The organism is Staphylococcus sp. HMSC14C01, assembly GCF_001808085.1.
Lineage (GTDB): Bacteria > Bacillota > Bacilli > Staphylococcales > Staphylococcaceae > Staphylococcus > Staphylococcus hominis.
Map to the genome: position 1 here is coordinate 34,232 of NZ_KV792054.1, position 11,387 is coordinate 45,618.

An 11,387-nucleotide genomic window follows, 5' to 3' on the forward strand; every position below is an offset into this window, starting at 1 on the left:
AATAAAGAAGAGTTGAACAAATGGTCTTACGAAGTTTGTCCAACTCTTTTGTTTATAGCATACTATTGATAGGATTTATCTCCTTTAAAATATTGACGATCTTTCTCACTATACACCTTACTCGGATCTAAAAATGGCTTTAATTTATATTTAAAATCATATAAATTTAACCCATCAATCGCAACACGATCTTGATAGACACTATCATTGACGATATCTGTAAAATTATTTGGTCCTACACCTGCTAAAAATTTAAATCCTTCATCATGAACAAGATATTGATATGCTTTAGAACCTCTATCTTGAGCACCGTGTGGATATATAAATAAATCTGTTTTTCCTATAATTGGCTCTACTTCTTTTTTCCAACGTTTCGTGTCACGAACAATTTGATGATATGAGCTATTTGCAAAATCGATATGTCCCCATGAATGACTTGCAAATGTCCAACCATCTCGTTTCATTGCTTTGACTACTTTTTCAGCCTCTTTTTTACGTTTTGGGTAATCTTTATTATTTAACTCATTTGTTCGATAACCTAACACGCCATTATATCCTGTTAGCGCAACGACGCCTTTTTGACCATTGAGTGAAAAGTCAGGATGGTCTTTCACGAATTGATTCAATATAGGTACAATATCATTTGTTTCACTTGTTGTTACCTTACCATTTTTATCTTTAGTTTCAGAAACGACGTGTTGTTTCTGATCTAGCACTAAACGATCTGCATATCCATGACCTCTCATGTACTCATAATAATTCATATCATCAATGGATAAAATTAATGGTTTCTTACCCTTAGGTAATTTTAATTCTTTTCTAGTAACTGTCTTCCCTTTTAAATCATAAGCCTCATGTGGATTTATTAATATGTAATGGTGTTTATAAAGTTCATTTAATGAACGCTTAAACTCATCAGCTGTAATCATCCAATCAAAATTACCCTTAGCTTGATTCTTCTCTTGTGTAAAAGCGACTTTAGGTTCAGTAATCACTGGATGATAAAATACATGTGCAATATCACCTTGATACACTTGCCAATCTTTTTTATTCTGAGTACTTTTTTTCGTATACATATTTGCAATGTTTTCTTTATCTTTGTTAGTGTCTTTCTTTGATGATGACAATGTTGAAAATTGACATGCACATAAAACTATAGATATTAAAACAATAAGCGTGCTAAGTAAATATGTCTTAGTCATATAGTTACTCCTTTAATTTATAGAAATATTATAATACCTTCCAACATTATATAATAATTTTATATTATTTATAATAGATGTGTTTCAACTTTTGAATACGCTTATTTTAAAATAGACTTAACACGTTTATATACAAAACCTACATATCTAAATCTTGAGTTATATCATTTATTGTGGGCATACCACCTTGTGCGCCAAGTGCTGTAACTGAATGACTAGCGGCGACATTAGCAAATGCAATAGCTTTAGCAAGTGAATAGTCTTTTTGTAATCCGACTGCAAGCGCACCATTAAATGTATCCCCTGCCCCTGTTGTATCTTTTACTTCTCGTTCAATACCTTGAATTTCAACTTGTTCTATACCATCGTAAAATACAGCGCCCAATGCACCTTGTGTCACAATCAGTTTATCAGGATAACGTTCTAAAGCTTGTTCAATGTCTCCTTCAAACATATTTTCACTTTCAGTTTCATTTGGTGTTAAGTATGTCACTTGTTCCAATATATCATCTGAAATGTCTCTATATGGAGCTGGATTTAAAATAGAAGTGAGTTCATGTTCATAGCAATAATGAACAGCGTGAGCGACAACGTCAGCTGGAATCTCTTGTTGAAGTAACACAATATCTCCTTTATTTGCTTTTGACAAAGCTGAGTCTACCAAAGAAACTGTCACTTTATGATTTGCTGAAGGGACAACAATAATACTATTGTCATTATCAGCTAGGGTAATGTGAGCAGTACCTGAAGGTCCTTCTACTTTTTTTACATATTCAACATTTACATAATTATGCTTTAGATTTTCAAGAATTTGTTTACCTAACGTATCATCGCCAATACACCCTACCATGTGAACATGGTCACCTAACCTTGCTGCTGCCACTGCTTGATTCGCGCCTTTACCACCTGGTGTAGTGAAAAATGTATTTCCTAATACGGTTTCACCTTTACTTGGCACTTGGTCAGTCGACACAACCAAATCCATCGACATACTTCCCACAACATAAATACGTTTCATACTAACCCTCTCCTTTTTCTTTCTCATCCATATCATATCTAAATTAGCATAAATAATAAAAAAGAGTGAGATAACACATTCAAAAATAAATGCGGTCTCACTCTCATTAATATGTTCTAACTTTTAACTTCATGCTGCTCTTTACCTGCAAACATCACAAGCCACGTTGCAAAAATAAATGGAGCGGTGAAAATAGGAAGACCAATTGGGGCTAATGTTGTAGCTAATGCACCATGCATCACTACTGTTAATAATAAACCAGTAATCACTGCAAGAATCGGATTGAATTTTGTTTTAAACGTCGCACCCAACGCAATACCCGTTAATATTGAGTTATAGCCGTACAATCCATCAGTAATAGTGGGATAGTCTCCACCTAGTAATGTGATACATATCACTGCTAAAATACTTGATACTACTGCATAGATCCCGCCTTTTACTGAACCAATAAAAATACCAATAATAATTAACAGACTACCAATGATTGATGTCACTAAGAAAATTTCACTAAAGTTTGTAATGATACCGCTAATAAAATTCACATGTGAATGACTGATGTCTGGATGTTTAATTTTAGTAGGCAAAATATCTATTGTGATATGCATTTTTGAAAATTGCATGCCCATTGCTAAAATTAACCAAGTCATAAAGACAAATGGAAAAGTTAACATGGGTAGACCATATGGTTTTAAAATTTCTCGGATTGCAGCTCCAACTGGTAAAGTAAGAGTGGTCGCTACAATAAGTACAATCCAATTCACTAAAGATGCTTCTAAGAATAACGCTAACCCGATTGCTGTTAATACTGAATTGTATCCAGCTAATCCATTATTCATTTCATCCTCACTATAATTAAAGTACGGCGCTAGAACAAGTGCAATGAGACTTCCCACTGCTGCTCCTAATCCAACTTTCCAATTTGCAATAAATAATCCTATAAGAATACAAAGCCCAGACCATTTATTATTCATAAATACAACTTGAGCAATATTTTTTAAGAAAATCTCTACATATTTCATAAACTCACCTTTATTATTTTATTCATTTCCTTTCTAATTATTATACCTTTTAAACACTTTTGTAACATTAAAAATATATACAAATTTAATTTAAAAAGTGATTTTAAATAAATTTAAAAGATAAATTACTTGTTAAAAATATTCTACAGTTTTATGATTAATGTTGCAGTACTTATTTTTAAAAGAAAGAAGGTATAACAGTGCATTTTACTCAACGGGAACAAGATAAATTAATGATCGTGGTAGCTGCTGAAGTAGCGCGTCGACGTAAAGCACGTGGCTTAAAATTAAATTATCCAGAAGCATTAGCACTTATTAGTGATGAATTACTAGAAGGTGCACGTGATGGTAAAACTGTAGCTGATTTAATGAGTTACGGTAAACAAATTTTAAATAAAGATGATGTCATGGAAGGCGTTGATAGCATGTTGACTGATATTGAAATTGAAGCAACATTCCCAGATGGAACTAAATTAATCACTATTCATCATCCAATCGTGTAAGGAGGATTTTTAAATGAAACCTGGTGAAATTAAAATAAAAAATACAGAAGTTGAAATTAATCAAGGTCATTTTGAAACAGTGATCAATGTTAAAAATACTGGAGACCGTCCAATTCAAGTTGGTTCACATTTCCATTTCTTTGAAGCCAATGAAGGTTTAAAATTTGATCGAGAAAAAGCATATGGGAAACACTTAGATATTCCTGCTGGTGCTGCTGTTCGTTTTGAACCTGGTGATGAGAAAAAAGTTCAACTCGTTGAATATGCTGGTAACCGTAAAATTTATGGTTTCAGAGGTTTAGTTAACGGTGAAATTGACGAAGATCGCGTTTATCGTCCAACTGGTGAAAATGATGAATATGCTGCGCCAAAAGGTGATAATGGCGAAAAAAATGTGAACAAAATGGGAGGTAAACAGTAATGAGCTTTAAAATGACTCAATCTCAGTATACAAGTTTGTATGGTCCAACTGTTGGCGATGCAGTACGACTAGGTGACACTAACTTATTTGCAACTGTTGAAAAAGATTATGCAAATTACGGTGAAGAAGCAACGTTTGGTGGCGGTAAATCTATTCGTGATGGCATGGCTCAAAACCCTAACGTTACACGTGATGACCGCAAAGTGGCTGACTTAGTATTAACAAATGCATTAATTATAGATTATGACAAAATTGTTAAAGCAGATATCGGTGTTAAAAATGGTTATATCTTTGCCATTGGTAAAGCAGGTAACCCTGATATCATGGATAACGTAGATATTATTATTGGTTCAACAACTGATATTATCTCTGCTGAAGGTAAAATCGTAACAGCTGGTGGTATCGATACACATGTTCACTTTATTAACCCCGAACAAGCAGAAGTTGCGCTTGAAAGTGGTGTGACAACACATATCGGTGGTGGTACGGGTGCATCAGAAGGTGCAAAAGCTACAACCGTTACACCTGGACCTTGGCATATCCATCGTATGCTAGAAGCTGCTGAAGATTTACCAATTAATGTTGGTTTCACTGGTAAAGGACAAGCTGTAAACCACACTGCATTAATTGAACAAATTCATGCTGGTGTGATCGGTTTAAAAGTACATGAAGACTGGGGTGCAACTCCTTCAGCGTTAAGTCATGCATTGGATGTAGCAGATGAATTTGATGTACAAATTGCTCTACATGCTGATACATTAAATGAAGCAGGGTTCATGGAAGATACAATGGCCGCTGTAAAAGACCGTGTTTTACACATGTACCATACAGAAGGTGCTGGCGGTGGACATGCGCCAGATTTAATTAAATCTGCATCGTATCCGAATATTTTACCTTCATCTACAAACCCAACATTACCTTACACACATAATACTGTAGATGAACATTTAGATATGGTTATGATTACACACCATTTAAATGCATCTATCCCTGAAGATATTGCTTTCGCAGACTCACGTATTCGTAAAGAAACGATTGCAGCTGAAGACGTATTACAAGATATGGGTGTATTTAGCATGGTAAGTTCTGACTCTCAAGCTATGGGACGTGTGGGTGAAGTCATTACACGTACATGGCAAGTAGCTCATCGTATGAAAGAACAACGTGGTGCTCTAGAAGGTGATACTGACTATAACGATAACAATCGTATTAAACGTTATATCGCAAAATATACAATTAACCCTGCGATTACACATGGTATTTCTGACTATGTTGGATCAATCGAAAAAGGTAAATTAGCTGACTTAGTTCTATGGAATCCAGCTTTCTTCGGTATAAAACCTGAACTTGTTGTTAAAGGTGGATTGATTAACTCAGCTGTGAATGGTGATGCAAATGCTTCTATTCCAACATCAGAGCCTATGAAATATCGTAAAATGTATGGTCAATATGGTGCAAATAAACAACACACTGCGATTACATTCGTTTCTAAAACAGCATACGAAAATGGTATTTATAACCAACTAAACTTAGAACGTATGGTTCGACCAGTCCATGGTATCCGTAATCTTACTAAAAAAGATATGAAAAATAACGATGCAACACCTAAATTAGATGTTGATCCACAAACATATGAAGTATTTGTAGATGGTGAAAAAATCACAAGTGAACCAGCAACTGAATTACCATTAGCACAAAGATACTTCTTATTCTAGGAGGTACTCAGATGATAGTAGAAGACATTCAAGGCAATATCGCTAACCTTTCTGCAGAGGAAAAACAAAAGCATGTAGAAAAAGTATATCTTGAAAACTCTGATCTGGTTAAACGTATTCAACGTGTCACAACAGATCACGGTAATGAAATCGGTATTCGTTTAAAACAACCTATCGATTTACAATATGGCGATATTTTATATCAAGATGACAACAATATGATTGTAGTAGATGTAAACTCGGAAGATTTACTTGTCATTAAGCCGCGTAACATACAAGAAATGGGAGATATTGCGCATCAATTAGGTAATCGTCATTTACCTGCGCAATTCACAGAAACTGAAATGCTTGTACAATATGACTACCTAGTAGAAGATTTATTAAAAACGCTAGGTATTCCCTATAGCCATGAAGATCGAAAAGTGAATAAAGCCTTCAGACATATAGGTCACTCACATGATTAATCATTCACATTTACGACTATTTCAGTTCTGTGATTCACAATTCCCTACTGGCGCATTTAGTCATTCATTTGGACTAGAAACGTATATTCAACGTCAGACAGTTCATGATGCTACATCATTTAGAGAATGGTTAGAACTCTTTCTAAATGAGCAGTTAACCTATTCAGATGGCCTTGCAATGCGTTTAGTTTATAACGCTTTAAATAATGGTGATACAGAAAAAGTATTACACCTTGATCAATTAATTTATGTCCAAAGTTTACCAAGAGAAACACGTGTAGGTACTAAACAAATGGGTACACGTATGGTAAAACTTGCTATAGAACTTTATGATAGTCCATGGATTAATTGGTATCATCAACAAATGAAAGATAAACGTGCAAAACTGCATCCAGCTATTTGTTTTACAATGCTAGGACATTATTTAGGCGTCGATATTGAAACGATTATTGATTACTATCTATATCAGAATGTTTCCAGTTTAACGCAAAATGCAGTACGTGCAATTCCCTTAGGTCAAACAATAGGACAACAAGTTGTGACGGAGATGATTCCACATATCGAACGGACACGACAACACATTCTCACATTAAGCGAAGAAGATTTCGGTTTAACAGCTCCTGGCTTAGAACTGAATCAAATGGAGCATGAAAACGTAAACGTGAGAATCTTTATTTCATAGGAGGTAATATACATGGCAAATCCAATTAAAATTGGTGTAGGCGGTCCTGTAGGTGCAGGTAAAACACAATTAATTGAAAAACTTGTACGTCGTCTATCAAAAGATATGAGTATTGGCGTGATTACAAACGATATTTACACAAAAGAAGACCAAAAAATCTTAGTGAATACTGGTGTTTTACCAGAAGATAGAATTATCGGTGTGGAAACGGGTGGCTGTCCACATACAGCAATTCGTGAAGATGCATCAATGAACTTTGCTGCAATCGATGAATTATTAGATCGTCATGAGGATATTGAACTTATTTTCATCGAATCAGGTGGCGATAACTTAGCTGCTACTTTCAGTCCTGAATTAGTAGATTTCTCTATTTATATCATCGATGTAGCTCAAGGTGAAAAAATTCCACGTAAAGGTGGACAAGGTATGATTAAATCTGATTACTTTATCATTAATAAAACAGATTTAGCAGAATTTGTTGGTGCATCACTTGACCAAATGGCAGAAGATACTAAAACATTTCGTGGCAATCGTCCCTTCACATTTACAAATTTAAAAACCGACGAGGGTTTAGATAATGTCATTGAATGGATTGAACGCGATGCATTACTTAAAGGATTAGCTTAATGGTACAACATCAATTCGATTCAAAACCTTCTTGGACTGGACAATTGAATCTCACTGTTTTTAATAATGGTGAGCGTTCTGTTGCCCGTAATATCTTTTTCGAAAAAGCGTTAAAGGTTATTCGTCCAATTTATTTAAATTTTTCTACGATTCCAACATTTTATATCGTAAATGTTGGCGGTGGTTATTTAGATGGCGATCGTTATCGTATGGATATTAATGTTGAAGAAGATGCTAAAGTCACTTTGACCTCTCAAGGTGCAACTAAAATATATAAGACGTTAAACGATTGCGTGAAACAATACCAAACATTCAATATAGCAAAAGATGGTTATATGGAATATGTAGGAGATCCTATTATTGCTTATGAAAGAGCAAAGTTTTTCCAACATAACGTCTTTAATTTAGATAAAAGTGCATCAATGTTCTATACCGATATTTTAACCCCAGGCTATTCTGAAAAAGACACACCATTCACTTACGACTACATGCATTTAATTAATGAAATTTATGTAGATGATGTGCTTATCACCTACGATAATTTACGCATGCACCCAAGTGAAACAAAAATGAGTTCGATTGGCTATATGGAAAACTATACACATCTTGGTTCGGCTTATTGTATACACCCTAATATAACGCAAAAATTCATTGAAGATGTGTATGATGAAATTAAAGATTATACAAAGCAATACGATTGCCGTATTGGTATTACGCAATTACCTACACATGGTTTTACAGTACGTGTATTATCTAATCTGACACAAGAAATTGAAGAAGTGCTTACACGCGTCCAAGCTTATATTGCTGATAAATTGTATCATCGTCAACTCGACTTTTTAAGAAAATATTAATTAAAATACACCTTATATCATGAGTATAAAGACTCGATATAAGGTGTTATTTTTTTATACTTATTTTTCTATTTTATTTATTATCATTAAATATATATTGATAGATATCATGCGAAACTTGTTCGAAATCGTCAACATTAAGTGAAAGATAGAATTTGAGTTTAGGTTCTGTTCCTGAAGGACGTAATGCAACAAATCCCTCATCAAAGATCAACCGAATCACATTTGACTTTGGCAGAGATATCGTTTCAATTTTATCATCCCGTTTATTGATTCTCTTTTGACTTTGATAGTCTTCAACTGCTATCACTTTTAATCCGCCCAACGTATCTGGAATGTGTTGACGAAGATGTTCCATTAACGTTGCAATCTCTTGTTGACCTTTTTGCCCTTCAAATACTTTAGATATAGGTTGGTCACAATAATATCCTATTTCTTCGTAAATGTCAGTTAATGCATCGCGTAAGGTTTTGCCTTCATTTTTTAAAATTGACGCATATTTGATCACAAGTGGCACAATTTGAATGGCATCTTTATCTCTCACAAAATCTCCCGCAAGATAACCATAACTTTCCTCGTAAGCAAAGATAAACGCTTCATCGTTATTTAATTCGCGAATGGCCTTGGCAATAAATTTAAAACCAATTAAGACTTCCTTCACAGTGACTCCATGTTGCTTTGCGAAACGTTTTCCTAGTTCACCACTTACAATGGATTGAATCATGACTGGATATTTAGGAAGCGTCGTATGATCAACTAAATATTTAATCATTAACGCACCAATCTCACTACCATTAAAATAGTGAATATGACCATCATGATCTCGTTCAACGAATCCCATTCGATCCACATCAGGATCTGTCGCAATGATTAAATCAGCTTTAGAGTATTGGGCTTGTTTGATAGCTAAATCAAACGCTTCATGTTCTTCTGGATTGGCGCTTTTTACAGAACTAAAATCAGGATCAATTTTACATTGTGAGTCAACAAGTTCAATGTTATTAAAGTGAAGGTGGCTTAGCACCTTCGGAATAATAGGTGTTCCTGTACCATGCAAACTCGTATACACCACATTTAAGTTTGATGGAGGTATGTCACCAATCAATTGGCTAATTTCCGAAAAGTAGTATTTATTAATCTCTTCTGGTAAGGGTAAAATATTTTCTTTAATTAACGCCTCATTTAATTCAATTTCTAAATGAAGTGGATCATCTAATTGCTCAATATAATTAGCCACTTCAAGTGAGGCGATATCATCGAGCTGTGCTCCATCAGCACCATACACTTTAATGCCATTATAGTCTTTAGGATTGTGACTGGCTGTAATCATAATGCCTGCAGATGTTTGAAGAAACCTCACTGCATAGGATAATTGAGGCGTTGTTTGATATGTATCTGATAAATACACTTTTATATGATGTGTTGCTAAAATATGTGCGATAATGTCTGCAAATTCTGCTGATAAATGACGAATGTCATAATGAATGACAATGGAAGGTTGTGCCATATTATCTTGTAAATAATATGCAATTCCTAAAGCTAGACGTTGAATGGTATATCGATTTAAACGTCCTGGACCTAAACCAAATTGACCACGAATACCTGCTGTTCCAAAGGAAAGTGTCGTTTCAAACCCTTCTTGTTGAAATTGATATGATTGTTGGTCATAGAATGTTCCTACGAGACTATCTGCTTTATGTGTTATCCAATTGTCTTTCATCCAATACTCCTCTCATACATGATGTATGTCCTATTCTTTTCTTTAGTATAATCGATATCTATTTATGTTTCACATGATACTTATCTTTTTTTAATTAAAATCCTATCTACAATAATACAATTCAAAAACACCCTCACTACGATAAGTAAGGATGTTTTTAATTGTAATTTATAGCTATTTACGATTGAAATTGATAGCTTTCATGTCCTTTAGCGAAACCTTCTACTGTATAAATCATTGATCCACCTTCTGAATTATTCTCAATATCATTGGTACATATTAACAATTGATTTGTACCTGGAATAAATTGCGGATGCGTAGAACGCAACATTTTCCCTTCATCACGACCTGGCATCAAGATTTGACCAATAGGATACCCTCTTTTATTAAAGACAAGAACTCGGCCTTGTCCATACATTGCAACATATAAGTTGTCATCACTATCAATACAAACAGAATCAGGTCCTTCATGACCAGTAAAATAATACGGTATGGTTGCTCCAAACGGTGCAATAGTCACACCATCATCTTCTAATTGAATACGGTGAAGGCGATTCGTCGTTGTTTCAGTTATCCACAGTACTTTTTCATCAGTACTAAGTGCGATACCATTAGCAACAGAAATATTTTGTATCACGGGTGTCACCGTTTTAAAATCAGGAGAAACGTAGTAGACGCCACCTTTAGGATTCGTTGAATACCCTCTAAAGTCGGTGAAATAAAAACCACCTTTACTATCAAATACCATATCATCAATACAATAATCTGTATTGATTTCTGAAATAATGTCTTCAAAGTGTTCTCCATGTTCATCTGTTGCGAAAATACCACCTGTAGATTCAAAGTCACCTAAGTAACATGTAAACAATCGTCCATCTTTATGAATTTTTACTGCAGCTGGATTTTGTTTTTCTGATTGAAACGCTACAGAAATATCTTTGCTTGGTAGATTAACTTTGAAAATCTTTCCACCAAATACTTCACATAAAAATAAGTTATGTTCTCTATCAAAAATAAGTCCTTCAAGTTGAAGTCCTTCATCTGAAATTTCTAACCATGGTTCAGCTGTAACTGTTTGTAATTCACTTTCAGAAACAATAGGAACTACACTTTTAGATTTACCACTATACGTTAATTTAGGTAATTTATTATCCAACATATT

At 34.4% G+C, this 11,387-nt stretch carries 12 protein-coding genes; 7 read left to right on the forward strand and 5 right to left on the reverse strand.

Features of this window, described 5'->3' with window-relative positions; translation table 11 throughout:
• Positions 1-62: 62 nt before the first annotated feature.
• The 3 genes from HMPREF3131_RS10635 to yut all read right to left on the reverse strand — a co-directional run bounded on the left by HMPREF3131_RS10635 (position 63) and on the right by yut (position 3,239).
• Positions 63-1,202: a polysaccharide deacetylase family protein gene (locus tag HMPREF3131_RS10635; protein ID WP_070436802.1), complete on the reverse strand. Its 1,140-nt coding sequence runs from the start codon at positions 1,200-1,202 to the stop codon at positions 63-65.
• A gap of 139 nt (positions 1,203-1,341) precedes the next feature.
• Complete coding sequence (locus tag HMPREF3131_RS10640) at positions 1,342-2,220, reverse strand: ribokinase (protein ID WP_070436805.1); 879 nt, start codon at positions 2,218-2,220, stop codon at positions 1,342-1,344.
• Between the two features lie 116 nt (positions 2,221-2,336).
• On the reverse strand, positions 2,337-3,239 hold the full coding sequence (yut, locus tag HMPREF3131_RS10645; protein ID WP_070436807.1) for an urea transporter: 903 nt from the start codon (positions 3,237-3,239) through the stop codon (positions 2,337-2,339).
• A 200-nt stretch (positions 3,240-3,439) separates the two neighbouring features.
• Between yut and HMPREF3131_RS10650 the strand changes: the two genes are divergently transcribed.
• From HMPREF3131_RS10650 to HMPREF3131_RS10680, 7 genes are read left to right on the forward strand one after another with little or no spacing between them, the layout of a single operon-like run.
• Positions 3,440-3,742: an urease subunit gamma gene (locus HMPREF3131_RS10650; protein WP_002449337.1), complete on the forward strand. Its 303-nt coding sequence runs from the start codon at positions 3,440-3,442 to the stop codon at positions 3,740-3,742.
• 13 nt (positions 3,743-3,755) lie between these two features.
• Positions 3,756-4,163, forward strand: a complete 408-nt coding sequence (locus tag HMPREF3131_RS10655; RefSeq protein ID WP_017175515.1) for an urease subunit beta — start codon at positions 3,756-3,758, stop codon at positions 4,161-4,163.
• Positions 4,163-5,878, forward strand: a complete 1,716-nt coding sequence (gene ureC / locus HMPREF3131_RS10660) for an urease subunit alpha (protein WP_017175516.1) — start codon at positions 4,163-4,165, stop codon at positions 5,876-5,878. Before HMPREF3131_RS10655 ends, ureC begins: the two co-directional genes overlap by 1 nt.
• A gap of 11 nt (positions 5,879-5,889) precedes the next feature.
• Positions 5,890-6,342: an urease accessory protein UreE gene (ureE, locus tag HMPREF3131_RS10665; RefSeq protein ID WP_002449547.1), complete on the forward strand. Its 453-nt coding sequence runs from the start codon at positions 5,890-5,892 to the stop codon at positions 6,340-6,342.
• Positions 6,335-7,024 carry an urease accessory protein UreF gene (locus HMPREF3131_RS10670; RefSeq protein WP_017175517.1) on the forward strand — a complete coding sequence of 230 codons (690 nt, stop codon included), beginning with the start codon at positions 6,335-6,337 and terminating at the stop codon, positions 7,022-7,024. The genes ureE and HMPREF3131_RS10670 overlap by 8 nt, the downstream gene beginning before the upstream one ends.
• Positions 7,025-7,036: 12 nt before the next feature.
• Positions 7,037-7,651, forward strand: coding sequence for an urease accessory protein UreG (gene ureG / locus HMPREF3131_RS10675; RefSeq protein WP_017175518.1), 615 nt, complete (start codon positions 7,037-7,039; stop codon positions 7,649-7,651).
• A complete protein-coding gene (locus HMPREF3131_RS10680) occupies positions 7,651-8,505 on the forward strand; it encodes an urease accessory protein UreD (RefSeq protein ID WP_017175519.1) in 855 nt (284 codons plus the stop codon). The genes ureG and HMPREF3131_RS10680 overlap by 1 nt, the downstream gene beginning before the upstream one ends.
• Positions 8,506-8,578: 73 nt before the next feature.
• On the opposite strand, the gene HMPREF3131_RS10685 is transcribed toward HMPREF3131_RS10680, so the two are convergent.
• Complete coding sequence (locus tag HMPREF3131_RS10685) at positions 8,579-10,225, reverse strand: phospho-sugar mutase (protein WP_048761906.1); 1,647 nt, start codon at positions 10,223-10,225, stop codon at positions 8,579-8,581.
• A 178-nt stretch (positions 10,226-10,403) separates the two neighbouring features.
• On the reverse strand, positions 10,404-11,384 hold the full coding sequence (locus tag HMPREF3131_RS10690; RefSeq protein WP_048683302.1) for an SMP-30/gluconolactonase/LRE family protein: 981 nt from the start codon (positions 11,382-11,384) through the stop codon (positions 10,404-10,406).
• Positions 11,385-11,387 lie beyond the last annotated feature (3 nt).

Excerpts from the sequence above, each read along its gene's own strand:
- HMPREF3131_RS10690 (WP_048683302.1), bottom strand. The coding sequence starts at position 11,384 with ATGTTGGATAATAAATTACCTAAATTAACGTATAGTGGTAAATCTAAA.
- ureE (WP_002449547.1), top strand. The coding sequence starts at position 5,890 with ATGATAGTAGAAGACATTCAAGGCAATATCGCTAACCTTTCTGCAGAG.
- ureG (WP_017175518.1), top strand. The coding sequence starts at position 7,037 with ATGGCAAATCCAATTAAAATTGGTGTAGGCGGTCCTGTAGGTGCAGGT.
- HMPREF3131_RS10635 (WP_070436802.1), bottom strand. The coding sequence starts at position 1,202 with ATGACTAAGACATATTTACTTAGCACGCTTATTGTTTTAATATCTATA.
- HMPREF3131_RS10680 (WP_017175519.1), top strand. The coding sequence starts at position 7,651 with ATGGTACAACATCAATTCGATTCAAAACCTTCTTGGACTGGACAATTG.
- ureC (WP_017175516.1), top strand. The coding sequence starts at position 4,163 with ATGAGCTTTAAAATGACTCAATCTCAGTATACAAGTTTGTATGGTCCA.
- HMPREF3131_RS10670 (WP_017175517.1), top strand. The coding sequence starts at position 6,335 with ATGATTAATCATTCACATTTACGACTATTTCAGTTCTGTGATTCACAA.
- yut (WP_070436807.1), bottom strand. The coding sequence starts at position 3,239 with ATGAAATATGTAGAGATTTTCTTAAAAAATATTGCTCAAGTTGTATTT.
- HMPREF3131_RS10685 (WP_048761906.1), bottom strand. The coding sequence starts at position 10,225 with ATGAAAGACAATTGGATAACACATAAAGCAGATAGTCTCGTAGGAACA.
- HMPREF3131_RS10655 (WP_017175515.1), top strand. The coding sequence starts at position 3,756 with ATGAAACCTGGTGAAATTAAAATAAAAAATACAGAAGTTGAAATTAAT.
- HMPREF3131_RS10640 (WP_070436805.1), bottom strand. The coding sequence starts at position 2,220 with ATGAAACGTATTTATGTTGTGGGAAGTATGTCGATGGATTTGGTTGTG.